The organism is Arthrobacter sp. FX8 (assembly GCF_026723805.1).
Lineage (GTDB): Bacteria > Actinomycetota > Actinomycetes > Actinomycetales > Micrococcaceae > Arthrobacter.
In genome coordinates this window covers 1403736-1429567 of record NZ_CP113505.1, presented here as the reverse complement: position 1 = coordinate 1429567, position 25832 = coordinate 1403736, and the positions used below count along the sequence as shown (strand labels likewise).

The 25832-nt window shown below is 66.4% G+C and carries 19 protein-coding genes and 3 pseudogenes; 8 read left to right on the top strand and 14 right to left on the bottom strand.

Annotated features, from left to right (window positions below; translation table 11 throughout):
* Nucleotides 1-38 precede the first annotated feature (38 nt).
* Nucleotides 39-818, bottom strand: coding sequence for a trans-aconitate 2-methyltransferase (locus OUO20_RS06440; RefSeq protein ID WP_134165367.1), 780 nt, complete (start codon nucleotides 816-818; stop codon nucleotides 39-41).
* Nucleotides 819-915: 97 nt separating this feature from the next.
* Here OUO20_RS06440 and OUO20_RS06435 point away from each other — a divergent pair.
* The 3 genes and pseudogenes from OUO20_RS06435 to OUO20_RS06425 all read left to right on the top strand — a co-directional run bounded on the left by OUO20_RS06435 (nucleotide 916) and on the right by OUO20_RS06425 (nucleotide 5384).
* Nucleotides 916-3458: pseudogene (locus tag OUO20_RS06435) on the top strand (DEAD/DEAH box helicase).
* Nucleotides 3459-3508: 50 nt separating this feature from the next.
* Complete coding sequence (locus OUO20_RS06430; RefSeq protein WP_018771992.1) at nucleotides 3509-4024, top strand: GNAT family N-acetyltransferase; 516 nt, start codon at nucleotides 3509-3511, stop codon at nucleotides 4022-4024.
* A 64-nt stretch (nucleotides 4025-4088) separates the two neighbouring features.
* Nucleotides 4089-5384 (top strand): alpha/beta fold hydrolase, encoded by a 1296-nt coding sequence (locus OUO20_RS06425; protein ID WP_268003398.1) that lies wholly within the window; start codon nucleotides 4089-4091, stop codon nucleotides 5382-5384.
* Here the strand turns inward: OUO20_RS06425 and OUO20_RS06420 are convergent.
* On the bottom strand, nucleotides 5370-6776 hold the full coding sequence (locus tag OUO20_RS06420) for an MFS transporter (RefSeq protein WP_268003112.1): 1407 nt from the start codon (nucleotides 6774-6776) through the stop codon (nucleotides 5370-5372). The two genes, OUO20_RS06425 and OUO20_RS06420, sit on opposite strands and share 15 nt — an antisense overlap.
* 125 nt (nucleotides 6777-6901) lie before the next feature.
* Nucleotides 6902-7930 carry a TerC family protein gene (locus OUO20_RS06415; protein WP_018771995.1) on the bottom strand — a complete coding sequence of 343 codons (1029 nt, stop codon included), beginning with the start codon at nucleotides 7928-7930 and terminating at the stop codon, nucleotides 6902-6904.
* 329 nt (nucleotides 7931-8259) lie between these two features.
* On the opposite strand from OUO20_RS06415, the gene OUO20_RS06410 reads away from it, so the two are divergent.
* Nucleotides 8260-9591, top strand: coding sequence for an ABC transporter substrate-binding protein (locus tag OUO20_RS06410; RefSeq protein WP_268003111.1), 1332 nt, complete (start codon nucleotides 8260-8262; stop codon nucleotides 9589-9591).
* A 96-nt stretch (nucleotides 9592-9687) separates the two neighbouring features.
* Here the strand turns inward: OUO20_RS06410 and uvrB are convergent, their stop codons facing one another.
* Nucleotides 9688-11787, bottom strand: coding sequence for an excinuclease ABC subunit UvrB (gene uvrB / locus OUO20_RS06405; protein WP_018771997.1), 2100 nt, complete (start codon nucleotides 11785-11787; stop codon nucleotides 9688-9690).
* Nucleotides 11788-11867: 80 nt separating this feature from the next.
* Nucleotides 11868-13081, bottom strand: a pseudogene (coaE, locus tag OUO20_RS06400) (dephospho-CoA kinase).
* Nucleotides 13082-13169: 88 nt separating this feature from the next.
* Here coaE and OUO20_RS06395 point away from each other — a divergent pair.
* Entirely contained in the window at nucleotides 13170-13859 is a 690-nt protein-coding gene (locus OUO20_RS06395; protein ID WP_134165373.1) for an IMPACT family protein, read from the top strand.
* Nucleotides 13843-14343 carry a GNAT family N-acetyltransferase gene (locus OUO20_RS06390; RefSeq protein ID WP_134165374.1) on the top strand — a complete coding sequence of 167 codons (501 nt, stop codon included), beginning with the start codon at nucleotides 13843-13845 and terminating at the stop codon, nucleotides 14341-14343. Before OUO20_RS06395 ends, OUO20_RS06390 begins: the two co-directional genes overlap by 17 nt.
* Nucleotides 14344-14467: 124 nt before the next feature.
* Here OUO20_RS06390 and rpsA read toward each other — a convergent pair whose 3' ends face one another.
* The 3 genes and pseudogenes from rpsA to polA all read right to left on the bottom strand — a co-directional run bounded on the left by rpsA (nucleotide 14468) and on the right by polA (nucleotide 20211).
* Nucleotides 14468-15943, bottom strand: coding sequence for a 30S ribosomal protein S1 (rpsA, locus tag OUO20_RS06385; protein ID WP_018770974.1), 1476 nt, complete (start codon nucleotides 15941-15943; stop codon nucleotides 14468-14470).
* A gap of 277 nt (nucleotides 15944-16220) precedes the next feature.
* On the bottom strand, nucleotides 16221-17519 hold the full coding sequence (locus OUO20_RS06380; RefSeq protein ID WP_208324280.1) for a GNAT family N-acetyltransferase: 1299 nt from the start codon (nucleotides 17517-17519) through the stop codon (nucleotides 16221-16223).
* 50 nt (nucleotides 17520-17569) lie between these two features.
* Nucleotides 17570-20211, bottom strand: a pseudogene (polA, locus tag OUO20_RS06375) (DNA polymerase I).
* A gap of 217 nt (nucleotides 20212-20428) precedes the next feature.
* Here polA and OUO20_RS06370 point away from each other — a divergent pair.
* Nucleotides 20429-20893, top strand: coding sequence for a hotdog fold thioesterase (locus tag OUO20_RS06370; protein ID WP_026266023.1), 465 nt, complete (start codon nucleotides 20429-20431; stop codon nucleotides 20891-20893).
* A 10-nt stretch (nucleotides 20894-20903) separates the two neighbouring features.
* On the opposite strand, the gene OUO20_RS06365 is transcribed toward OUO20_RS06370, so the two are convergent.
* The 6 genes from OUO20_RS06365 to OUO20_RS06340 all read right to left on the bottom strand — a co-directional run bounded on the left by OUO20_RS06365 (nucleotide 20904) and on the right by OUO20_RS06340 (nucleotide 24932).
* A complete protein-coding gene (locus OUO20_RS06365) occupies nucleotides 20904-21464 on the bottom strand; it encodes a dihydrofolate reductase family protein (protein ID WP_268003110.1) in 561 nt (186 codons plus the stop codon).
* A gap of 89 nt (nucleotides 21465-21553) precedes the next feature.
* Nucleotides 21554-21775, bottom strand: coding sequence for a hypothetical protein (locus OUO20_RS06360; protein WP_018770979.1), 222 nt, complete (start codon nucleotides 21773-21775; stop codon nucleotides 21554-21556).
* Nucleotides 21772-23019, bottom strand: a complete 1248-nt coding sequence (locus OUO20_RS06355; RefSeq protein WP_018770980.1) for an inorganic phosphate transporter — start codon at nucleotides 23017-23019, stop codon at nucleotides 21772-21774. Before OUO20_RS06355 ends, OUO20_RS06360 begins: the two co-directional genes overlap by 4 nt.
* 153 nt (nucleotides 23020-23172) lie before the next feature.
* Entirely contained in the window at nucleotides 23173-23679 is a 507-nt protein-coding gene (locus OUO20_RS06350) for an HAD domain-containing protein (protein WP_056390203.1), read from the bottom strand.
* Nucleotides 23680-23697: 18 nt separating this feature from the next.
* Nucleotides 23698-24402: a hypothetical protein gene (locus OUO20_RS06345; protein WP_268003109.1), complete on the bottom strand. Its 705-nt coding sequence runs from the start codon at nucleotides 24400-24402 to the stop codon at nucleotides 23698-23700.
* Between the two features lie 98 nt (nucleotides 24403-24500).
* The gene (locus OUO20_RS06340; RefSeq protein WP_268003108.1) at nucleotides 24501-24932 is read right to left on the bottom strand and encodes a VOC family protein; all 432 of its coding nucleotides are present in this window, start codon (nucleotides 24930-24932) and stop codon (nucleotides 24501-24503) included.
* Nucleotides 24933-25144: 212 nt separating this feature from the next.
* Between OUO20_RS06340 and OUO20_RS06335 the strand changes: the two genes are divergently transcribed.
* Entirely contained in the window at nucleotides 25145-25765 is a 621-nt protein-coding gene (locus OUO20_RS06335; RefSeq protein ID WP_134165378.1) for an L-threonylcarbamoyladenylate synthase, read from the top strand.
* Nucleotides 25766-25832 lie beyond the last annotated feature (67 nt).

Below are 25832 nucleotides of genomic sequence, written 5' to 3'. Positions count from 1 at the left end.
CTGTGACGGGCGTGGAAAACCCGTGGGCCGGGTACCGGTTAGCCGGCTTTGCGGCCCACTGCGAAGATGCGGCGGAAAGGCAAAACGGTGCCGTGGACCCCGCGGGGGTAGGCGTCCCGCAAAGAGGCCGCGTACTCGGTCTCGAAACTCCTGGCGTCCTCCTCGCCCAGGGCGGCCATCACAGGCCGCAGTGCCGTGCCCCGGACCCATTCCAGCACGGGGTCCGGCCCCGGCAGGACCTGCAGGTAGGTGGTTTCCCACGCATCCGCCGCGCAGCCGGCGTCGAGCAGGATCCGCAGGTATTCCTCCGGCTCCCCCACGGCCTCCCCGCCCCGCAGCACACCGTCCAGCTTTGCAGCCCAGCGGTCCGACCCCGCGATGTCCCGCATCAGGGAGTGCGAGGGGGCGTTGAAATTTCCGGGTACCTGCAGGGCGAACCAGGCCCCCGGCCGGAGCACTTCCAGCCACTTGCGCATCATGTCCTGGTGGCCCGGAACCCACTGCAGGGCGGCGTTGCTGACCACAACGTCCGTCTCCGGACTGGGCATCCAGCCCTCGATGCCGGCCTGCTCAAAGCGAAGGGAGGGCTTCTCCTCCGCCAGTGCCGACGCCTTTGCCAGCATGTCCGCGGAGGAATCCAGGCCCAGGACCCGGGCGCCCGGCCAGCGGTCAGCCAGGGTTGCCGTCAGGTTCCCTGGCCCGCAGCCCAGGTCGACCACGCGCTTGGGCCGGTCGGCATGGATCCGGGCCGTGAGATCGAAGAACGGCCGGTTCCGGTAGTCGCCGAACTGGACATACTTGGCGGGGTCCCACTTCATGAATCTCTCCAGCTTCTGACGCGCACACGGGCAAGGCGTAGCCTAACCCGCCAGGGACTCCGGATCCGGCCGCAACGTGGCACTAAGGTTGAAGTCAATGAAACTCGTTGACCAGCTGATCGATCTGCCCGCCCCCGCCCCATCCGCCGCCGTCGACCCCGACGCCCTTTACACCCGGTTCGTGGAGTGGACGGAAAGCCGGGGCCTGTCGCTGTACCCGGCACAGGACGAGGCCATCATGGAGCTGGCAACCGGGGCGAACGTCATCCTGGCCACGCCCACCGGGTCAGGGAAGTCCCTGGTGGCCATTGCGGCGCACTTCCAGGCCATGGCCCAGGGCCGCCGAAGCTATTACACGGCACCGATCAAAGCCCTGGTGTCCGAGAAATTCTTCGCGCTCTGCGACATCTTCGGAGCAGAGAACGTGGGCATGATCACCGGCGACTCCGGGGTGAACCAGGATGCTCCCATCATCTGCTGCACCGCCGAGATCCTGGCCAACATCGCGCTCCGGGAAGGCGGCGCAGCCGAACTCGGTGCGGTGATCATGGACGAGTTCCACTTCTACTCCGACCCGCAGCGCGGCTGGGCCTGGCAGGTCCCCCTCATGGAGCTTCCGCAGGCCCAGTTCCTGCTGATGTCCGCCACCCTGGGCGATGTCACCCGGTTCGAGGAGGGGCTCACGGCGCTGACCGGACGTGCGACCACCACCGTCAGTTCCGCCGAACGGCCCATTCCGCTGCACTACTACTACCACCAGACACCCGTCCACGAGACGCTGGAGGAGTTGTTGTCCACCCGGCAGGTGCCCGTCTATGTGGTGCACTTCAGCCAGCTCGAAGCGATCGACCGTGCCCAGAACCTGATGAGCATCAACGTGTGCACCCGGGAGGAAAAGGACAAAATCGCGGAGCTGATCGCCAACTTCCGGTTTGCCGCGGGCTTTGGGAAGACGCTGAACCGCCTGGTCCGCCATGGGATCGGTGTGCACCACGCCGGGATGCTGCCCAAGTACCGGCGGCTGGTGGAGCAGCTGGCGCAGGCGGGGCTGCTGAAGGTCATTTGCGGCACGGACACCCTGGGCGTGGGCATCAACGTCCCCATCCGGACGGTGCTGCTCACGGCTTTGAGCAAGTACGACGGCGTCCGCACCCGGCTGCTCAACCCGCGTGAGTTCCACCAGATTGCGGGCAGGGCAGGCCGTGCGGGCTACGACACCGCCGGGACAGTGGTGGTGCAGGCACCCGAGCACGTGACTGAGAACGTCAAGGCGATGGCCAAGGCCACCGCCAAGTTCGGCGATGACCAGAAGAAGCTGCGCCAGGTGGTGAAGAAAAAGCCGCCCGAGGGTTTCGTCTCCTGGGGTGAGCCCACGTTCAAGCGGTTGGTGGAATCGGTACCGGACCCGCTGACGTCCAGCTTCACGGTAACGCACGCCATGTTGATGAACCTGATGGAGCGGCCCGGCGACCCGTTCGCGGCGGCCCGGCGGCTGCTCACCGAAAACCACGAGCCGCGCGCTTCCCAGCTGCGGCTGATGAAGAAGGCCCTGGGCATTTACCGGGAACTGCTGGCCGCCGAAGTGATCGAACGCATCCCGCCGGAGGAGCAAGGCCCCGATGGCCGTTCCGTCCGGCTGACCGTCCATCTGCAGCCGAACTTCGCGCTGAACCAGCCGCTCTCCCCTTTGCGCTTGCCGCACTGGAGCTCCTTGACCCGGAGTCGCCGTCGTACGCCCTGGACGTGGTGTCCGTGATCGAGGCGACCCTGGAGAAACCGCGGCAGATACTGTCGGCGCAGCAGAAGAAGGCGCGCGGCGAAGCGGTGGCCGCCATGAAGGCTGAGGGCATCGACTACGACCAGCGGATGGCCATGCTGGACGAGGTCACCTACCCCCAACCGCTCGCGGAGATCCTGGGCGAGGCGTTCGAGGTCTACCGGAAGGCCGCGCCGTGGGTGGGCGACTTTGAGCTTGCACCCAAGTCGGTAGTGCGCGACATGTACCAGCGGGCGATGAACTTTGGCGAATTCGTCCAGTTCTACGGCCTGGCCCGGTCCGAAGGAATCGTGCTGCGGTACCTTGCCGATGCCTTCAAGGCGTTGCGCCAGACTGTTCCGCAGGACATGCTTCGCGAGGACCTGGAAGACCTGATCGCCTGGCTGGGTGAGCTGGTGCGGCAGGTGGACTCCAGCCTCCTGGACGAATGGGAGGAGCTGGCCTCCGGGGCGGCGCCGACGCCGCATGACGCGCCGCCTCCCCCGCCGCCGTCGCTCACCTCCAACATCCGCGCCTTCCGGGTGATGGTGCGCAACGAGATGTTCCGGCGGGTGGAACTGTTCGCTGACGAGGACGCCACGGCGTTGGGCGAGCTCGACGGCGGTTCCGGGTGGGGTGCCGAACGCTGGGAAGACGCGCTGGACGACTACTTCGACGAACACGATGACATCGGGACCGGGCCCGACGCCCGCGGTCCGGGCCTGCTCATGATCACCGAGGAACCCGGAACGTGGAAGGTGCGCCAGATCTTCGATGACCCGGCGGGCAACCACGACTGGGGGATCTCCGCCGAGGTGGATCTTGCGGGCTCGGATGCCACCGGGACAGCGGTGGTCAAGGTGACGGAGGTTAACCGGCTCTGACACCGACCTGGCCGGGGCAGCCGTCCCGGCGCCGGCGGTAAGCTCGGAGAATGAGTGCAATCCGCCCCGCAACCCGCCACGACGTGCCCGCCATCCTCCGAATGATCCATGAACTGGCCCATTACGAGAAGGAACCCGACGCCGTCCGGAACACGCCCGAGCGCCTGGAACAGGTGCTCTTCGGCGACAACCCCCGCGTATTCGCGGCCATGGCCGAAAACGCGGCGGGCGAGGTGCAGGGCTTCGCGCTGTGGTTCCTGAACTACTCCACCTGGGAGGGCGTTCACGGGATCTACCTGGAGGACCTTTACGTCAGCCCGGAAGCCCGGGGCGAAGGCCACGGCAAGGCGCTGCTGCAGCACCTTGCGGCGATCGCGGTCGAGAATGGCTACGCACGGGTGGAATGGAGCGTGTTGGACTGGAACGAGCCCTCCATCAACTTTTACCGCCGCCTGGGTGCGCGCCCCATGGACGGCTGGTCCACCTTCAGGCTGACCGGCGAATCACTGGACCGGTTCGGCCGGGCCACGTCCCGCGACTCCCTTCCCGCTTCTGCCCGTGGCTGACGCGCGCCGGGTCCAGGCGACCGCCGTCGGGCATGACATCAGGGCCCGGCATGAATTCCGTGGCATGCGCACGGTGGAGCACTACTTCACAGTCCCGCTGGACCATTTTGCTTCGGAGGACCATGCCCTGGCCGGCGGCCAGCCTCGCGGCGAAACCATCACGGTTTTCGCCCGGGAGTACGTGTCTGCCGCGCACAGCGAAGAAGCCGCCGCGCGGCTGCCCTGGCTCCTCTTCCTGCAGGGCGGCCCGGGCGGCCGCGGCAACAGGTGGGGTTCCCTGGGTGGCTGGAGCAAAGCCGCGGCGCAGGACTTCCGCATCCTGATGCTTGACCAGCGCGGCACGGGCCTCTCCTCGCCCATTGACCGGAACACCCTGCCCGGCCGCGGAAGCGCGGCGGAGCAGGCGGCCTACCTGGAGCACTTCAGGGCGGACTCGATCGTGGCGGACGCGGAGTTGATCCGCCACGCCCTGGAATCACCGCCCTGGACGATTTACGGCCAGAGCTACGGGGGCTTCTGCGCGCTTACCTACCTGTCCTTCGCACCTGCGGGCCTGCGCGAGGTGCTGGTAACCGGCGGCCTTGCCCCGCTCACCGGTTCCGCGGACGACGTGTACCGGGCCACGTACCAGCGGGTTGCGGCCCGCAATGACGAGTACTTCCGCTGGTATCCCGAGGACAGGAACGTTGTGAAGCGGATTGCCCGCCACCTGCGCTCCACGCCGGAGTTCCTGCCCGACGGCGGCCCCCTCACCGTGGAGCGGTTCCAGATGGCGGGGGCGTTCCTGGGCGGCAACACGCGCGTGGACAGCCTCCACTACCTGCTCGAGGACGCCTTTGTGGACACGGCGGCCGGACCGCGCCTGTCCGACGCGTTCCTGGAGCAGCTCCAAGGCGTCATCTCCCGCCGGTCCAACCCGCTGTACGCGCTGATGCACGAATCCATCTATGGCCAGGGCCAGGCCACCGATTGGTCAGCGTGGCGGATGCTCGGCGAAAACCCCTGGTTCCGGCCGGATGCCGACCCGCTGCTGCTCACCGGGGAGATGGTGTATCCGTGGTACTTCGAGCAGGACCCTGCCCTCCGGCCACTGCGGGAAGTGGCGGAACTGCTGGCCGGCAAACAGGACTGGAAGCCGCTGTACGACGCGCGGGTACTGGCCCGCAATACTGTTCCCGTGGCTGCGGCAGTCTACTCGGACGACATCTACGTGGACCGGGAGCTTTCGCTGCGGACCGCCGCTGCGGTGCGCGGGCTGCAGGTCTGGGAGACGGCGGACTTCCATCACGACGGAATCGCCGACGACGGTGAGCGGATTTTTGCCCGCTTGCTGGGCATGGTGCGGTCAGGCGGCCGCTGACCGGCGGTGTGACAGGCGCGTGGCCACCGCTGCGGCCAGGACGGCCGCCCCGATGGTCCCGCCCAGAAGGTTCAGGCCCAGGTAGCCGGCAACACCCAGGACAAGTCCCGACACCGCGCCGCCCAGAGCCCCCGCGGCCCCCATCAGCATGTCGGAGACACCCTGGACCGCCACCCGGGCTTCCTGCCCCACGCTTTCCGCCAGGAGCGTGGAGCCGGAAATCGTGGCCGCAGACCAGCCCATGCCCAGCAGGACCAGCCCGGTGGCCACCGCGGCGGTTGAGGACTGGCCGAACCCGGCAACGGCCACCGCCGCGATCAGCAGCATGAAGCCGATCATGATGGTCTCCATCCTGCCCGCCCTGTCGGTCAGCCAGCCCATGACCGGGGAGAGCGCAAACATCCCGGCGATGTGAAGTGAGATGGTGAAGCCTATGATGACCAGCACGTCCCCCTCGGCAACGTGCCCGGCGTGCGGACCGGGTCCCTCCACGAGGTGCTGGAGGTGCAGCGGCGTCATCGACATCACGCCGACCATCACCGCGTGGGCTGCCACGACGCCCGTCACCGCCAGCAGTGCTGTCCGCGATCCACGGATGGCACGAAGCCCCCGGCTGAGCGAACCCGGGGAGGCAGCTGCGGCGGCCGCGGAGACAGTGGGTGGGGCGTCCATGGGAGGGGCTTGCGAGGGGGCGGCGGCAGCGACCCCGGTTCGCGCTGCCGCTGACGGCGGAACGGCTCCACCAGGGCCGGCGGCCGCACGTTGGCGTGCCAGCAGCAAGGGGTCGGGGCGAAGGCCTGCGAACAGGATTACAGTGGCAATGAGGAGCCCGGCCCCGGAAATCACAAAAGGACCAGCAACCGGAGGCAGGCCCAATGCTGCCCCCACGGCTGTGCCCGGCTGGATCAGGTTGGGTCCGGCAACGGCGCCGACAGTCACGGCCCAGACCACGGTGGACAGCGCACGCCCGCGGTGTTCGGCAGGAGCGAGATCGACGGCGGCAAACCTTGCCTGCAGGCTCGCGGCCGTGCCCACCCCTATGCCTGCCGATCCAAGCAGCAGCAGGACGAAGAGTCCGGAGACAACGGCCAGCACCATCAGCACGGCGCCTGCCAAAGCGGCCGAGAGACCGGCCACCTGCCCGGCCCGGCGTCCGCGCCGTTCCGCCAGCGATGCCAGCGGCAGTGCCGCGGCCGCGGCCCCGAGGGTCATCACCGTGGCAACGGCACCCGCCCAGGCGCTGGAACCGGAGAGTTCCACGGCCAGGATTGAGCCTATGGAGACGGTTGATCCCGTCCCAAGTCCACTGAATACCTGGGCCACGCTCAAGAGCACAACAGTGCGCCGCTGCACGTGGCGCACGTCCTGCTCCATCACAAGTGTGCGGGCCATGTTCAGAGCATAGTCCCGGCGCGGCGCACGCCACAGGGGTTTTTGCACGCTGCCTCAGGAAGGGAATGCCGGATCCCGGCCGCGCGTGCGGCCGGGATCCGGCGGATTGGAGCGGGCGGGGGCGCCTAGTCGACGTCGCTGTGGCTCCTGCGGACGTCTTCCTCAAGCCGGGGATCCATCTTGGCAGCCTGCGCCTTGGAGCTGACCAGGCTGGCGACCACGGCGATGATGATGGTGCCCACAATGACGGCAAGGGAGACGAACGTGGGAATCTCCGGCGCCCATTCGATGTGGTGTCCACCGTTGATGAACGGCAGCTCGTTCACGTGCATGGCGTGCAGGACCAGCTTGACGCCGATGAACGCGAGGATGAAGGACAGTGCGTGCTTCAGGTAGATGAGCCGGTTCATCAGGCCACCGAGCAGGAAGTACAGCTGCCGCAGTCCCATGAGGGCGAAAAGGTTGGCCGTGAAGACAATGAAAGGGCTCTGGGTCAGGCCGAAGATGGCGGGAATGGAGTCAACCGCGAACAGCAGGTCCGTGAGGCCGATGGTGATGAAGACGATCACCATGGGGGTGAACACCTTCTTGCCGTTCACCGTGGTCCGCAGCTTGCCGCCGTCGAACTTCTCGGACATGGGGATGACCTTGCGGATCCTGGCAATCAGCGGGTTTTCCCGGTCTTCTTCCTCTTCGCCCTCGTCCTGGGCCTGCTTCCAGGCCGTCCACAGCAGGAATGCGCCGAAGATGTAGAACACCCAGCTGAACTGTTCGATGACGATGGCGCCGAGCATGATGAAGATGCCTCGCAGGACCAGCGCGATGATGATGCCCACCATCAGCACTTCCTGCTGGTACTTCCGGGGCACGGAGAACCTGGCCATGATGATGATGAACACGAACAGGTTGTCGATGCTGAGGCTGTATTCGGTGACCCAGCCGGCCACGAACTGGCTGCCGAACTCGGCACCCGTGAAAGCGAACATGGCACCGGCAAAGGCCAGGGCGAGGCTGACATAGAAGGCTACCCACAGACCGGCTTCCTTCATGGACGGCTCGTGCGGCCGCCGGACCACCAGGAGGAGATCGATCAGGAGAATCAGGCCGAGGACGACAAATGAGCCGACCTCGAACCAAACAGGCAAATCAAGCACAGGGAAGCCTTTCGCAGGGTACACAAAAATGGTGTAAGTCTCTCCGGCCTGCCTGTGCACTTGGTGCTGATGCGGCGGCCCGCTACGCCCGGCAGGGCAACTGTGCCCTGCGTGTTGACGATCGTAGCGCTTGGGATACTCCCCTACGTGCCATTAACTGTACCCCAGGGGGCTGACCGGCGCGCCCCGGGACGCGGGCGCACGTCGCTGGATAACGTTTTCCCCCAAACCGTTGACGGCCGCCGGCACGCTTGCAATAATCACGTTCAGGCGAGAAAGCGGTTTCTCGCTTCGACCCGGCGTCCCGGCGTCATTCCCAGAAATCAAGGTTGGTCAATGAAGACTCCTCATCGCACTGGCGTGGTGGCCAAGGCCCTTGCCACCGCCGCTGCGCTGGCCATGCTGGCCAGCGGCTGCTCGTCCTCCCCTCTTCATCGTCGGGCGACGGCGGAAACGTCACCATCCGCTTCACCTGGTGGGGCAACGACCTGCGGAACAAGCAGACGCAGCAGGTGATCGATGCATTCCAGGCTTCGCATCCCAACATCACCGTCAAGGCTGAGCCCGGGGTGTGGAGCAGTTACTGGGACAAGCTGGCCACCACCACGGCCGCCAACGATTCACCGGACGTGATCCAGATGGACCAGGCATACATCGCCGAGTACGGCGGCCGGGGCGCGCTGCTGGACCTGTCCAAGCAGGGCAACGTCGACACGTCCAAGATTGACCAGGACGCCCTGAAGTCCGGCCAGGTGAGCGGCAAGCAGTACGGCCTGAGCACCGGGCAGAACGCCAAGGCCGTGATGATCAACACCAAGATGTTCCAGGACTACGGGGTTCCCATCCCGGATGACAAAACCTGGACCTGGGACGACTACGCCCGGACCGCCGCCCAGATCGCGGCGGCTGCGGGCAAGGCCGGCCAGACCAACTACGGCAGCTCCTACTCCCTGACCGACTCCGACCTGAACACCTGGGCCATGCAGCACGGCGAGTCGCTGTACTCGGCGGATGGCGGCCTCGGCTTTGACGAGGGCACGGCAGCGTCCTTCTTCCAGAACGTGTTGAACCTGCGTAACAAGGGCGCCGCCCCACCGGCCAACATTGCCACCGAGGACATCAGCGCCCCCGTGGAACAAACCCTGTTCGCCACCGGCAAGACGGCCATGTCGTGGTGGTGGACCAACCAGGTGAATGCGCTCCAGTCCGCACTGAAGACCGAGGTGAAGATCCTGCGGGCACCCAGCTCCACCGGCAGCGCCAAGGACAACGGCATGTCCTACAAGCCGTCCATGTTCTGGTCAGTTTCCTCGCGCAGCAAGCACCCCAAGGAAGCCGCAGAAGTGGTCAACTACATGCTCAACAACCTGGATGCGGCCAAGACCATCCTGACTGAACGCGGCTTCCCCACCAACTCCGAGGTCCAGACGGCGATCGACCCGCTGCTGACCCCTGCGGACAAGGCCGCTGCCGCGTTCCTGAAGGACATCAAGCCGGACCTGAAGAGCGGTCCGCCGGTACCTCCCACCGGTTCCTCCGGCGTGCAGGCGCTTATCCAGCGGTACAGCACTGATGTCCTGTTCGACCGGAAATCTCCTTCAGATGCAGCGAAGGGCCTGATGCAGGAAGCAAAGGGAATGATCGACTCCGCCAGGAAGTAAGGCAACAGCACCACAGCAGAGAAAGCGCGACGGCGGGCACCCGGGGTGGGTGCCCGCCGTTTCCGGTCATGGCTGCGGCTGCCTGGAAAGCAGCGCCTAGGCGTGGCCGGCCGCCTGCATCTGCCGCAGCTCCTTCTTCAGGTCGCTGACTTCGTCGCGGATGCGGGCCGCCACCTCGAACTGCAGTTCAGCCGCAGCGCCGTGCATCTGTTCCGTCAGCTGCTCGATCAGGCCCACCAGGTCCTCGGCCGGTGCAGCGGCCAGCCCGTCCGCACGCACCTGCGCTGCGCCCTTGGCGCCCGACTTGCTGCGCTTGGCACCCTTGGCCAGCCGGTTGTTGTTCAACAGTTCCTGGGTGTCGGCGTCCTCGCGGGCCAGCTGGTCCGTGATGTCCGCGATCTTCTTGCGCAGCGGTTGCGGGTCAACGCCGTGTTCCTTGTTGTAGGCCACCTGGATGGCGCGCCGCCGGTTGGTTTCGTCGATGGCGTTGGCCATGGAGTCAGTGATCCGGTCCGCGTACATGTGCACCTGGCCCGACACGTTGCGGGCGGCACGGCCTATGGTCTGGATGAGCGACGTTGAGGAGCGCAGGAAGCCTTCCTTGTCTGCGTCCAGGATACTTACCAGGGAGACCTCCGGCAGGTCCAGTCCTTCACGGAGCAGGTTAATGCCCACCAGGACGTCGAAGCTGCCGAGGCGCAGCTCCCGCAGGAGTTCAACGCGCCGCAGCGTGTCAACGTCGGAGTGGAGGTACTCCACCCTGATGCCGTGCCCCAGGAGGTAGTCCGTCAGGTCTTCGGCCATGCGCTTGGTAAGCGTAGTGACCAGGACCCGCTCATCCTTCTCCACCCGGGTGCGGATCTCGCCCAGCAGGTCATCGATCTGGCCCTTGGTTGGTTTGACGATCACTTCGGGGTCGATCAGCCCGGTGGGGCGGATGATCTGCTGGACGAAGCCGTCGGCCTTGCCAAGTTCGTACTTGCCGGGGGTGGCGGAAAGGTAGACGGTCTGGCCGATCCGTTCCAGGAACTCATCCCACTTGAGGGGCCGGTTGTCCATGGCGGAGGGCAGCCGGAAGCCGTGGTCCACCAGGGTCCGCTTCCGGGACATGTCGCCTTCGTACATGGCACCGATCTGCGGGATGGTCACGTGGGATTCATCCACCACCAGCAGGAAGTCGTCCGGGAAGTAGTCCAGCAGGCAGTGCGGCGCAGATCCGCCGGGGCGGCCGTCGATGTGCCGCGAGTAGTTCTCGATGCCGTTGCAGAAGCCCATCTGCTGCATCATTTCGAGGTCGTAGGTGGTCCGCATGCGGAGGCGCTGTGCCTCCACCAGCTTGTTCTGGCCCTCCAGGACCGCCAGCCGCTCCGCGAGCTCGGCCTCGATGGTCTTGATGGCGCGGCTCATCCGCTCCGGCCCGGCCACGTAGTGCGACGCGGGGAAGACGTACATCTCCGTCTCCTCCCGGATGACATCGCCCGTCACCGGATGGAGGGTGTAGATGTTTTCCACTTCATCCCCGAAGAACTCGATCCGCAGCGCCAGTTCCTCGTACATGGGGATGATCTCGACCGTGTCGCCCCGTACCCGGAACGTGCCGCGGTGGAAGTCCATGTCGTTCCGGGCATACTGCATGGACACGAACTTGCGCAGCAGGGCATCCCGGTTCATCTCCTGGCCCCTGCGCAGCGTGACCATCCCTGCGATGTATTCCTCCGGCGTTCCCAGGCCGTAGATGCAGGACACGGTGGCCACCACGATGACGTCACGGCGGGTCAGGAGGGCATTGGTGGCGGAGTGGCGCAGCCGTTCGACTTCCTCATTGATGGAGGAGTCCTTTTCGATGAACGTGTCCGTCTGCGGGACGTAGGCTTCGGGCTGGTAGTAGTCGTAATAGGAAACGAAGTATTCCACCGCGTTATTGGGCAGGAGTTCGCGGAACTCGTTGGCCAGCTGGGCGGCGAGGGTCTTGTTCTGCACCATTACCAGGGTGGGGCGCTGCACCTGTTCGATGAGCCAGGCAGTGGTGGCGCTCTTACCGGTACCCGTGGCACCGAGCAGCACCACGTCCTTCTCGCCGTTGTTGATCCGCTCCGTCAGCTCCGCGATGGCCGCCGGCTGGTCGCCCGCGGGCTTGAATTCGCTGATGACCTCAAAGGGCGCTACAACACGGTTGATCTCCTGCGCAAGGCTCATGGATCTAATCTACAACCGGGCACCGACACTGGGCGGTCCCGTCCGTTACAGGCGAACAGCCGCCCGTCCAAGGACCTGCCTCAGGACGCGTACGACGGCGGCACCCACCCTGTTGCCTCGGCCCAGGCGGACATGCGCGGCCAGGCAACGTCGGTGAACCAGGGCTCCTTGGCGTCCGCGTAGGCCCTGGTGGTGGCGGAGTCCGCGAAGCGTCCTGCCAGGTCCGCCTTGTGCGCTTCGTAAAGCCGGACCGCGGAGGGGTCAGTCCGCAGCCAGTCGCGGAACATCAGCGCGTAACGCCACCCGGCCGAGCCGGCGGCCCGGACATGGACGTTCACGGCCCGGCACGGGTCCGCATTGGCGTGGAACCGCTTCTGCCATCCGGCATGATCAGGGGCGTTGGGCTTCGGGGTGTCCGATTCGGCTCCCCGTACTGCCGGGAAGCCGGCAGCCGCCAGGAGCGGTGCGATCCTGTCCGCGGTTTCCAGGTCGGGCACCGCCACTTGCAGGTCGATGACGTCCTTGGCGGCCAGGCCGTGAATGGAGGTGGAGCCGATGTGGTCCACGGCCAGGATGAGGCCGGGCGCAGCCGCTTCCAGCCGGGCCGCGATCCGGGCCGCCTGCCGTGCCCATTCCTTCCGGTGCGGCTCCAGCACCGGTCCCCCTTCCGCGGTGCTCGGGTCCCGGCCGCCAGGTTGCGCGCAAACGGCACCAGCCGCCCGTCCCAGAGCCTGTCTACCTGCTCAAGCAGGTGCTGGATGGTGCCGGAGTTGTCCAGGACGACGTCGGCAACGGCCAGCCGTGCCTCCCGGGTGGCCTGGGCGGCCATCCGCGCACGCGCCGCTTCGGCGGTCATGCCGCGCTGCTCCTGCATGCGTTGCATCCGCACCTCGTCCGGGGCGTCCACCACCAGCACCAGGTGGAAGGCGGCCCCCTGCCCCGTCTCCACCAGAAGGGGGATGTCCTGGACCACAATGGCGTCTTCCGGCGCCGCTGCCGTGATGGCGGCGGCGCGGGCGCGTACCAGGGGGTGGACGATGGCGTTCAGCGCAGCCAGGCGCTCCTGGTTGCCGAACACCGCCCCGCCGAGCCGTGCGCGGTCCAGCCGCCCGGCGCCGTCGAGCATGTCCGCGCCGAACTCCCCCACAATCCGCTCGAGGCCCTCGGTGCCGGGCTCAACCACCTCCCGTGCCAGCGCATCTGCGTCCACCAGCACGGCGCCACGTTCCTTCAGCCGCGCGGCCACCACCGATTTCCCTGAAGCGATCCCGCCCGTCAGCCCGATTTTCAGCACCCCGCCAGCCTACTAGTCCCCGGCCGCAGGTCCGCCGCCTGGAAGCAGGGAGGTGAGGCCGCCGGCGGGTGGGCCTAGACTGGGGCGGATGCAAGAGCAAGACAGCCGGTCAGGCACCTACACCACGCTGGCGGCCGGCCGGGACTTCCGGCACGAACTCGAGATCAAGCGCTCCCGGTTCATCACGGTCCTGCGGAGGGCCGGCACGGAGGCTGCGGCCCGTGACCTGGTGGCGGACCTCCGCCGGGAATTCCACGACGCGCGCCACCATTGCTCGGCGTTTGTCCTTGGGCCGGACCGCACCATCCAGCGCTCCAGCGACGACGGCGAACCTGCCGGGACTGCAGGCATCCCCATGCTCGAAGCCCTGCTGAAGAGGGAGACCGCACCCGGGGTGACCGACCTCAGTGACACCAGTGCCGTCGTCGTGCGTTATTTCGGCGGCGTCCTGCTCGGCGCCGGTGGGCTGGTCCGGGCCTACTCCGAGTCGGTTTCGGCAGCCCTGGACCTGGCGCCCCTGGTCCGCCGCAGCAGGCTGCGGATCTGTTCCACGGCGGTACCGCACGCCGCCGCAGGGCGGCTGGAGAACGACCTGCGTGCCACCGGCGCCGTCATGGCGGAGACCAGCTACCAGGACCGGCACACGGTGCTGCGGATTGCCGTGCCGGACCACGCAGCCGCCATAGCTGCCGCAACTGACCGCGTCCTGCAGCTGACGGCAGGGTCTGCCACGCTCACGCCCGGTGGAACGGAATGGGTGGATGAGGCCATCACCTGAAGTGACCCTGGTGGACGTCGATGAAGCCGTAGCGGACCAGCTGCTCCAGCTGGCCAAGCGCGACGCCTCCCCGGATGAAGTGGCTCCCCCACTGGGCGGCCCCGGCTGGAACCTGGAGCGCACCGCCTGGTTCTACAGCTACCATCACGCTGCGGCCGCCGGGTTGGGAGGCCCCGCAGCGGAAAAGTCCTGGGCCGTCTTCAGCGGCAGCCGGATTGCCGGCTCCGTGCGCCTCAAACGGAACGCTGGTGCCGACGTGCCTTCCGCGGAAACCGGGATCTGGCTTGGCCGGAGCTTCCGTTCGCGCGGGATCGGCACCGCCGCCCTGGACCTGGTCCTGGCGGAGGCCCGCCGGGCCGGCCTGAGGCGCGTCACCGCGCGTACCCTGGCTGGGAACCACCGCGCCCAGCGGCTGCTCGCGGCAGCCGGGGCGGCACTGACCTCTGACGGCGAAGGGACGGTCCTCGCCGTCGTCGACCTGTAGGCCCGGCTGACCGCAACGCCCCATGCGTTGTCTGGCAGCTGCCAGCCAGCTGTCGCGTTAAAGCACAACGGCCCCCGCTTTCGCGGGGGCCCTTGCGTCAGCCCGGAATCCGGGCCGGCGGCAATTAGTTGCCGGTCAGCTTCTCGCGCAGGGCAGCAAGTGCCTCGTCCGAAGCCAGGGTGCCGGCACCGGTGTCGGTGGCAGCAGGCTCGGAGGAGTAGCTGGTGGCGCCGGAATCGCCGTCACCGGACGTTGCGGCAGCAGCGTCGTCAGCAGCGTGCTGGGCAACCTGCTTCTTGTGGGCTTCCCAACGGGCCTGGGCGTCAGCGTACTGCTGCTCCCAAGCGGCGCGCTGGGTCTCGTAGCCTTCGAGCCATTCGTTGGACTCGGGGTCGAAGCCCTCGGGGTACTTGTAGTTGCCCTCTTCGTCGTACTCTGCGGCCATGCCGTACAGAGCCGGATCGAATTCGGTGCTGTCGGCGTCGACGCCCTCGTTGGCCTGCTTGAGGGACAGCGAGATGCGGCGGCGTTCCAGGTCGATGTCGATGACCTTGACGAACAGTTCGTCGCCAACGGAGACAACCTGCTCGGCCAGCTCCACGTGGCGCACGGCCAGCTCGGAGATGTGGACCAGGCCTTCGATGCCGTCTTCGACGCGGACGAACGCACCGAACGGAACCAGCTTGGTGACCTTACCCGGGACAACCTGGCCCAGGGCGTGGGTGCGGGCGAAGGTCTGCCACGGGTCTTCCTGCGTAGCCTTGAGCGACAGGGAGACGCGCTCGCGGTCCAGGTCGACCTCGAGGACCTCGACGGTGACTTCCTGGCCAACCTCGACAACCTCGGACGGGTGGTCGATGTGCTTCCAGGACAGCTCGGAAACGTGGACCAGGCCGTCTACGCCGCCCAGGTCCACGAAGGCACCGAAGTTGACGATGGAGGAAACAACGCCGGGACGGACCTGGCCCTTTTCCAGCTTGTTGAGGAAGGTGGAGCGGACCTCGGACTGGGTCTGCTCCAGCCATGCACGGCGGGACAGGACCACGTTGTTGCGGTTCTTGTCCAGCTCGATGATCTTGGCTTCGATCTGCTGGCCGATGTACGGAGCCAGGTCGCGCACGCGGCGCATCTCGACGAGGGATGCGGGCAGGAAGCCGCGCAGGCCGATGTCGAGGATAAGACCACCCTTGACAACCTCGATGACGGTACCGGTGACGACACCGTCTTCTTCCTTGACCTTCTCGATGTCGCCCCAGGCACGCTCGTACTGAGCGCGCTTCTTGGAGAGGATCAGGCGGCCTTCTTTGTCTTCCTTGGTGAGCACCAGGGCTTCGACCTGATCGCCAACGGAGACGACGTCTCCGGGGTCAACGTCGTGCTTGATGGAAAGCTCGCGGGAGGGGATGACACCTTCGGTCTTGTAACCGATGTCGAGCAGAACTTCGTCGCGGTCGACCTTGACGACGGTACCTTCGACGAGGTCTCCGTCGTTGAAGTACTTGATGGTCGCGTCGACTGCTGCGAGGAAGTCCTCAGCGGTACCGATGTCGTTAATGGCGACTACGGGGGTACCGGGCTTCTCGGTGGAGGTGATGGTCATGTAGTAGGGGCTCCGTTGTGGATAGTTAGTCGGTCAGGCAAACCGGCGCGCCCGCGTTATGGAACGCAGGCGCGATTCGCGGTGAATCCGACGGATCCTCCGGGTCATCCTGATTTTGTGGATTGCTTTCAATGCGCCCCGCGAGGGGACGCAAGTGCGTGCACGTGGTACACGCCCGTTTATTCTAGTCGCTGCCCGCAATTCGGGTCAAAGCGGGCAGGCGCAGTACGCCGGTGGCGCGTTCACCCAGGACCGGACCCCATGCAGTCAACCGACCTCAGAAGTGGGTGAGGCAGTGCGTCGCCCGTTCGACGGCGAACATCTGCATGGCCGTCAACGCCGAACCTGCCGTGTGCTCCCGGATTTTGCCGGCTGCCGCCAGCGTAACCGGACTGACCCCGCCGACGTAGATGGACGACAGGGCGGACACATCGAGGGTCAGGTCCGCCTCCGCGGTTTCCGGCAGGCGCTCGACGGTGGCCTGGCTGCCGTCAGACGAAAGGGCGTATGTTCCAGCCGTGAGGCCGAGCGGGTCCAGGACTTTCAGCGCCAGGCGGCCTGCAGTTGGGTAATGCCGCCCGGAGAGTGCCTTGGGGACATCGAGGATGCGCAGCCAGAGCATGTCCCGGCTGTCCGAGGAGTCGATGCAGCGGGGATCGTCCAGGGCCCAGGCCAGGGGGTCGTCCAACGGGGCTTCCGTCCAGGACACGCGGTCCACCAGATCGATGGCACCAAGGAACTGCCAGAGTTCCAGGTAGGCATCGTTGCTGCCGGCCAGCAGGTCCACTACTTCCACGGTGTAGGGCTCGGTGTCCCAGCCGAGGAACTTGTAGGAAACGTAGCCGTCAATGTCGCCGCCCGGGCCGTAGTGGAGCGCCACCTTGATGGCGGGATCCTCCTTGCCGTCGCGGCCGAGCGCGCCCGACGCAAGCAGCCGATACCAGTCCTGCCGGCCTACGGACCCCGGAGTCAGCCGGTGCACCTGGTCGAAGACTTCAGGAGCCAGCTGCAGCAGGGCCTTGGGGTCGGCGACCTCCACGGTGCCGGTGGCCTGGTGCCGCAGGCTGAACCGCGCAGTGGTGTCCACCTTGGCAGTGCGTTCAAAGCTAGCCACGCCGTAGCCGAACCGGCCATAGATGGTTCCCTCTGATGCGGTCAGCGCCGCCACCGCCACCCCGTCGTCCTTCGCGAGCTGCAGGTCCTCGCTCATCATCCGCCGCAGCAGCCCCCGCCGCCGGTGCGAGGTGCGGACGGTAACGGCGGTGACCAGGTGGGCTTCCACCAGGCGCCCGAAGCCTACGTTGAGGGTATTGCGCATGGTGCCGAAGGTGGCCACCGGCACGTCCGCGGGCAGCGACGAGGGCGCTACCGGGCCCGTTTGGTAGGCGCCGGTGAGGACGCGCCGGTCTGCCTCATACGTTTCGAGCGTCTTCGCGACGTGTTCCGGGGTGCGGGTGGATTCGTGGAAGCCGAAGGATACGGCGCGGCTCCAGGTTTCCGCCTGGGCGTAACCGTCTTTGCCCCTGGATACAGCACCAAAGCGCCGGATTTCGTAGTTTCCACTCAGATCAGCCACGCACCTGAGCCTAGCCAAGACCTCCGGCGCCTGGCCAGCATCAACACACGTTAGTGCCCGGCGTCGTACCAGCTGGGTCCGACACCGATCTGGACTTCCAGGGGCACGCTCAGGTCCGCGGCTGCCGCCATCTGCTCGGTCACCAGTTTCTCCACGGCGGCCCGCTCCCCGGCAGCGACTTCCAGGACCAGTTCGTCATGGACCTGGAGCAGCATCCGCGATTTCAGGCCCTGCGCCTGCAGTTCGGCATGGACACCCAGCATGGCGCGCTTGATGATGTCCGCCGCCGAACCCTGGATGGGGCTGTTGAGCGCGATGCGCTCGGCGTTCTCGCGCAGCTGGCGATCGGTGCTGGTCAGGTCCGGCAGGTAGCGGCGGCGCCCCTCAATGGTGGCGGTGTAGCCGTCAACCCGGGCCTGGTCCACCACTCCCCGGAGGTAGTCGCGGACGGCGCCGAAGCGGTCGAAGTAATCCTTCATCAGGGTCCGTGCCTCATCAACGGAAATCTCCAGCTGCTTGGACAGGCCGAAGGACGTCAAACCATAGGCAAGCCCGTAGGACATGGCCTTCACCTTGGAGCGCATGGCGCTGGTGACCTGGTCCGTGGGGACGTGGAAGATGTTGGAGCCGACGAAGCGGTGCAGGTCCTCGCCGTCCCTGTAAGCCTGGATCAGGCCCGCATCTCCCGAAAGATGCGCCATGATGCGCATCTCGATCTGGGAGTAGTCGGCGGACAACAGGCATTCGTAGCCATCGCTGACCACGAAGATGCCACGGACGCGCCGGCCTTCCTCGCTGCGGATGGGGATGTTCTGCAGGTTGGGGTTGTTGGACGAGATCCGGCCGGTGGCGGCCACGTTCTGGGCGTAGGTGGTGTGGATCCGGCCGTCCTCCGCCACGGACTTCTTCAACGATTCGAGCATCTGGCGCAGCTTGGCCGCCTCGCGGTGCGCCATGAGCTGCACCAGGAACTCGTGCCCTGTCTTTTCCAGGAGGTTCTTCAGGGAAGCGGCGTCCGTGGTGTAGCCGGACTTGATCTTCTTGGTCTTGGGGAGCTGCAGTTCGTCGAACAGGACGGTCTGCAGCTGCTTGGGCGAGCCCAGGTTGACCTCGTGGCCGATGGCAGCGAAGGCCTGTTCCTGCGCCTGGTCGATCACCCGCGCGAGGTCGGCAAGCTGTTCATCCATCTTGTCCATGTCGATGGCGATGCCGGCGAGTTCCATGTCGGCGAGGACCCGGCTGACCGGCAGTTCCAGGGTGGACAGCAGTTCCTCCGCCTTGCGCTCCTTGAGCTCGTCCTCGAAGTAGCGGCTCAGGGCCAGCACGACGGCGCCGGCCTGGACCAGAGCGTCGGCGGCTGCGGTGTCGTCGCCGTCGAACGACAGTTCCAGCTGCCCGGCCTTGGCCGTGGCGGCGGGGATTCCCACGTTGAGGTGGTGCTGGGCGAGTTCGGCGAGTTCATAGGTGCGGCGGTCCGGCTGGATGAGGTAGCCCGAGATGGAGGTGTCGTCCACCACGCCCTCCAGCTCCAGGCCGCGGGCAGTGAGTGCCTTGAGCGCGGCCTTGAAGCCGTGCATCACCTTGGGTGCTTCGGGGTCGCGCAGCCATCCGGCCAGTACATTTTCGGTTTCGGCGTCCTGGCCGGCGAGGTCGACGTAGACGGCGGCGTCGCCGCGCACGATGGCCAGCGCGGCGGCGTCCTCGCCAATGCGGCCGGGCACGAGGTCCACAGCGAGGGCGGTCCGCTGGCCGGCGCCTGCGGCCAGGAAGGCGGCCAGTTCGGCGGCACCGGCAGGCGTGGTGTAGTGCGGTGTTTCGATGCTGTCGCGTTCGGCGGCGGGAGTGTCAGCGTCGCCGTAGAGGGCAAACAGCCGGCCGCGGATGGCCTTGAACTCCAGCTGGTCGAAGAGGTCCTCAATCGCGGCCTGGTCGGGGCGCGGCTGGTAGAGGTCGTCCAGGGTGACGGGGAGCTCAAGATCGGTGTGGAGCTGGTTCAGCCGGCGGTTGCGCTTCACGGCGTCGACGTTCTCCCGCAGGGCGTCGCCCACCTTGCCCCCGATGGAGTCAAGGTGCTCCAGGACGCCTTCCAGGCCGCCGTACAGGTTGATCCATTTCGCCGCGGTCTTGGGCCCGACGCCGGGCACGCCCGGCAGGTTGTCGGCCGTCTCCCCCACCAGGGCGGCAAGGTCCGAGTAGCGGGACGGGCTGACGAAGTATTTCGCTTCAATGGCCGCAGCGTCCATCCGCGGGATGTCGCTGACGCCCTTCCGCGGGTAGAGCACGAAGACGTTGTCCGTGATGAGCTGGAAGGCATCCCGGTCACCGGAGACCAGCAGGACTTCGAATCCGGCCTTTTCACCCATGGTGGCGAGCGTGGCCAGGATGTCGTCGGCCTCGTAGCCGGGCATTTTGATGGTCTTGATGCCCCACGCTTCCATGACCTGCGCGATCAGGTCGATCTGGCCGCTCATCTCGCGGGGGTTTCGTTCCGCCCGCCCTTGTAGTCGCTGTACTCGGTCTTCCGGTGGGTGGATTCGTCCGAGACATCGAATGCCACCGCGATGTGGGTGGGCTGCTGCTCCTTGATGAGGTTGATCAGCATGGAGGTGAAGCCGTGGATGGCGTTGGTGTGCTGGCCGTTGGACGTGGAGAACTTGTCCGCGGGCAGGGCGAAGAAGGCGCGGAACGCCATGGAGTGGCCGTCAAGGACCAGCAGCCGGGGCTGGTCGGTGATGGGAATCACGGGCGCTTCCGTGGCTGAAACAGACCCACCGGCAGCGGGGGTGGCGGCCTTTGCAGAAGGCCTGGGCGTGGAGGACGAAAGCTGCGCGGCAGCCTCCTCAGCGATGGCCGAAGACGGGAAAGGGGCCGGTTTGGTTGTTTCACTCACAGGTGCCAGCCTAGTTGCCATGACAGACAATTTCACGCCGGGCGCTTTCGCCGAGGAGCTGGCGGCCGCCGGCATTCCCGACCACATGCACGGCTGGCTGGGCCGGTTTGGCGTTGGCGCCCTGGTGGTCAAAATGGGAATCCATTTCCTGGAGATGAGTCCGGAACGGACCGTTGCCACCATGCCGGTGGAGGGCAACACCCAGGTGGCAGGCATACTCCATGGCGGCGCGCACGTGGTGCTGGCCGAGACCCTGGGTTCGTTCTCCGCGGGGATGCACGCCGGTCCCGGCCGGCATGCCGTCGGCATCGAGGTCAGTGCCACGCATCACCGGTCCATTGCGAAGGGCATGGTGACGGGCACCTGCACGGCGATCCATTTGGGGCGCACGCTTGCCACCCATGAAATCGTCATGACCGATGCCCAGGGACGGCGCCTGTCAACGGCACGGATCACCAACATGCTCCGGGACGACGCCGGCTGAGGTACGTGCGTCAGGACCGCGGGCCCGTTCGGCCGGGCAGCAGATAGCGCAGTTCCACGATCCCCCTGCCCATGGTGCGGGACGCAGCCAGCTCAAGCGGCGGCGTCGGTCCTTTTACCGGAAGCAGCCGCTTCCCGCTGCCCAGGACCACCGGGATGACGGAAAGGATGATGTCGTCCAGCAGTCCGGCATCCGCGAACTGGGCCGCCAGGTTGCCGCCGCCCACTACCCAGATGTTCCTGTCCCCGGCCGCGCGCTCGAAGTCGGCCATGAACTCCAGGACATCCCCGCGGACGAACGTGATGTCTGCGCCCTCCGGGGCACGGTATTCGTGGTGCGTGAAGACGTAGCTGGGTGTGTCCGTGTACGGCCACCTGCCGGGCTCGTGCTCCATCAGCCAGGCGCAGGTTTCCCCGCCCATGACGATGCAGCCCACTCCGGACATGAACTCGCCGTAACTGTCGGCCCCGCCTTCGAAACCGTCGAACTGCAGGAGCCAGTCCAGATCGTCGGTTGACGTGGCGATGAAGCCATCAAGGGACGCGGCCACAAAATATTGGATGCGCGGCATGGCCCCAGCCTAGCCAAGCGGCCCAGTCCAGCCAATGGCCCGGGCCATGCCCGGGCTGCGGCTCTCCGGGCTGCAGCTTCCGGGAATGGCTACTTGGAGAAGTACGGAATGATCAGGTACAGCCCCACCAGGACAGCCAGGCCGCACAGGCCGAAGCAAGCATAAGCGAACGAGCGCTTCATGGCCGGGGACGTCTGTTCGGCGTCAGCGGCGATGGCCGTCAGCCGGACGCCGAGCGAGTAAAGGGTCACCACTGTTGCGGCAGCAACCAGCGTGGCGCCGGCAACGGTCAGGAGTTCCAACCACTTCATCGCCGATTCTCCTTGGGGTTGTTGGCTTTGGCGTCGGCCTTGGCTTTAGCCTTGGCTTCGGCCCGGGCGCGGGCCATGGCCTTCTTCTTGGCGAACCGGACAGCCTGGCCGGCTTCCTCCACCTCGACGGCGTTCTGGTGGCTCACGGAGGACTTGCGTGAGTAGAAGAACATGAAGAGCACCGCGGCGCTGCCGGCAATCGCGGCAATGAGCACGCCCACGACGCCGGTCTTCACCAGCAGGGCGGTCAGGGCACCGACGATGCCGGCGGCAGGCAGGGTGAAGAGCCATCCCAGCGCGATCTTGCCCACCATGTTCCAGCGGACGGTGGTCCCGCGGCGTCCCATTCCGGAGCCGATGACGGAACCCGAGGCTACCTGCGTGGTGGAAAGGGCGAAGCCAAGGTGGGACGAGGCGAGGATGGCGGACGCAGTGCTGGTCTCGGCCGCGAAGCCCTGGGCGGGCTTGACTTCGGTCAGGCCGGAACCCATGGTGCGGATGATCCGCCAGCCGCCGGCATAAGTACCGATGGCGATGGCGAGGGCGCAGGCGGCGATCACCCAAAGCTGGGGACCGGACCCGGGCGCCTGGCTTCCGGCGGCGATCAGGACCAGCGTGATGATGCCCATGGTCTTCTGGGCGTCATTGGTTCCGTGTGCCAGGGCCACCAGGCTGGACGTGAAGACCTGCCCCGTGCGGAAGCCGCCGCGCTTCTGGGTGAGCTTGGTGCCCGTCTCGGGATCGTGGCGTGACGTGAGGGCGTAGGCAAGGCGCGTGCAGACGTAGGCGGCAAGGCCTGCGATCAGCGGTGCGAAGACCGCCGGAAGAATGACCTTCTGAAGGAGCGTCTCAAGGTTGACGGAGTTGAACCCTGCGCCGACGATGGCCGCGCCGATCAGTCCGCCGAACAGTGCGTGGGATGAGCTGGAGGGCAAACCCTTCAGCCATGTGACCATGTTCCACAGGACGGCCCCCATCAATCCGGCGAAGATGATCTCCGGCGTGATCTGGACGCCGCCGGACCCTTCGCGGATGATGCCGCCGGACACTGTCTTGGCCACCTCGGTGGAAAGGAAGGCGCCCACCAGGTTCAGGACGGCTGCCAGGGCCACGGCTGTCCTGGGCTTGATGGCACCGGTTGCGATGGGCGTTGCCATGGCGTTCGCGGTGTCGTGGAAGCCGTTCGTGAAGTCGAAAAATAGTGCCAGTGCGATGACCAGCGCCACCATGAAGGTGATATCCACCTGTTGCCCAATCTGCAGAGTCGACGTTCAGCAGTTTCTCTTACCCGGCTGCCTTGGACAGCATAGTTCACCAGTTGTTTGCTTTGGAATGACTTGCGGCGATGGCACAACCGGCGGGAAACCTTATCGATCGTACGCGTACCGGGCAGGAGGTCAAAACACGGGCCCGGCCAGGAAAGAGCGGAGCACGTCCAGCTCCGCGGGCGTGATTCCCTGCCGCGGATGGGGCGACACCGTGAGGATGCGCCTGCCCAGGAAGCGTGCCCATGATTGTGCTTCAGCCTCGAACGCCAGCTGGTCATCCACCCACGCCACCGAGTCGGGTCCGGTCTTCTCGACGTCGCCCTGGATGGCCCGGAGCTTCCACCAGACGGCCCCGCCTGCTGCCCCGTCCGCGGCAAGGTATGGCCAGCCGCTGCCCGCAAGTCCGACGGCGGGACACAGGTATTGGGGCGCCAGCTCCTCCCAGCTGGTAAGCCAGACACAACGCAGCCCGGGCGTCATGGCCAGGGAGTTGAGCCCCGATACGAGTTCTGCGGCGAAGGTGACGGGCAACAGCCCAGCGTCGGCGCGCTGCCAGGCGGACCCCCAGCCGGTGGTTCCCTCCGGGCCGAACGGGCAGACCACGCCGTCGACATCCAAATAAAGCGTCCGCCGCACGCTGCACCTGCAGGGGCTTCAGCCCTGGTGGAACTGCGGCGGCCTGGGACCTGCATCCAGCGGCGGCGCGATTCTGCCCTCAAGGGCCGCCACTGTGACGTCCGGCAGGACGATGAGCCCGTCCAGCTCACGCCGGGCCCGCTTGTAGGCAGACTGCCGTTCGGCCGGGGTAGCCGCATGGTTCTCGGCAATCATGAGCAGTTTCCGTGCCACGGCAAGCCGTTCGCGTTCGGGGCCGCTGAACTTGCTGTCCCTGATCCGTATGGCTTCGCGCTCGGCCACATCCAGGGCCACCACGAAGTTGTTCACGGCCTGCCGGTAGGCGTCAAGGCCGGCCACTGATGTCAGGTCTTCGGCAGAGGGTGGCCGCAGGCCGTCGGCTTCGCGTTTGGCGCGCAGGAAGGCGACCGTGAGGGGTTCCCGGACGTCCGTCATGAGGGGAAAGTCAATGAGCTTGCCCACGTCGAGCTCATAGTCAAGCCATCGCCGGTTGGTGGCATCGTGGGTGGCCATGAGCGACTTCACGTCGGCCACCGACGCCCTGTCAGCTTCGCGTGCCTGGTTCTGGAGTTTGTCCTGGTTCTGGAGTTTGTACAGTTCGACCCGGCGCCGGTACCGGCGCTCGCCGGCACGCCGCCAGCCGCCTGCCCAGCGGCCGGCCACCGCCATCAGTGGAAACACCATCCACCACTTGTCGTACAGGAACTCCATGAGGGGCCTCACGCATCAATCCTCCCAGCCCGGGGGCCCGGCCTCAAGGCGCAGGGGCAGATCCATGCAGGCTGGCCGGCCGGCACTCCCCCTCCACGTCCTCAGGGTCCTCAGGGTGCCGGCGTGGCCTGCGATGCGTTGACGTTGACCAGCCAGGCGACTCCGTACCGGTCGGTGCACATGCCGAAGATGTCACCCCACGGCGACTTTTCCATGGGGACAGTCACCGCGCCGCCATCGCCGCTGAGCTGCTCGTAGTAGCCGCGAAGCTCCACTTCATCATCGCCGCTGAGCGAGATGGAGATGGCGGAACCCAGGTGGTACTCCATGCTGTTGGGGGTATCAGCGCCCATGAGGACCAGGCCCTGGGTGGTGGTCAGCATGCCGTGCATGATCTTTTCCGCTTCCGCAGGATCCTCGCTGGCCTGGAAGTCACCAAAAGTGCTGAGTGTCAGCTCGCCGCCGAACACCTGCTGGTAGAAGTTCAGTGCCTCACGGGCATTGTCCCGGAAACTTATGTAGGGATTGAGGATTGTTGGCATGGCAGGTTCTCCTTCACAGGGGCCGGAACTGCTTCGGCCGGAACGCGGGCAGACAACATCCTGCCCTATCCGGCCGCCACCCGGTAGGGGAAGTCTCCCCTGTTCATCCCGTGTTCCGGGGTTTGAATGTCAGGGGACGAAACTGTTTCCGTGTCGAGGCATATCCCGCAGGAAAGGGTGCGGCGCGGGCCGCGGGAACGTAGGCTCGGGGCATGGCCCGATTCTTTGATGTGCATCCCCAGGACCCCCAGCCGCGCGCCATCGCGCAGGCAGTGAACATAATCCGCGACGGCGGCCTGATCGCCTACCCCACGGATTCCTGCTACGCGCTGGGGGCGCAGATGGGCAACCGGGAGGCGCTGGACCGGATCAGGAGCATCCGGCACCTGGACGACAAGCACCACTTCACGCTGGTCTGCCGCGATTTCGCGCAGCTGGGCCAGTTTGTGAACATCGGCAACGACGTGTTCCGCAGCATCAAGTCCGTTACCCCGGGCAGCTACACCTTCATCCTGCCCGCCACCAAGGAGGTTCCCAAGCGCCTGCTCCACCCCAAGAAGAAGACGGTGGGCGTGCGGATTCCGGACAACCGCGTGGTCCAGGCGCTGCTCGCCGAACTGGGCGAGCCGCTGCTGTCCAGCACGCTGCTGCTGCCGGACGAGGAAGAGCCGCTGACCGTGGGCTGGGAAATCAAGGAGCGGCTGGACCACCAGGTGGATGCCGTGATCGACGCCGGGGACTGCGGGGCAGAGCCCACCACCGTTATTGATTTCTCCAGCGGGGTGGCCGAGGTGGTCCGGCGTGGCATGGGCGACCCGTCCCGCTTCGAATAAACCTGCTTCGAAGTAACCCGGGCCGCACCTGCGGTCCCGGGGCACTTTGGCGGCGCCGCCGTCGTAA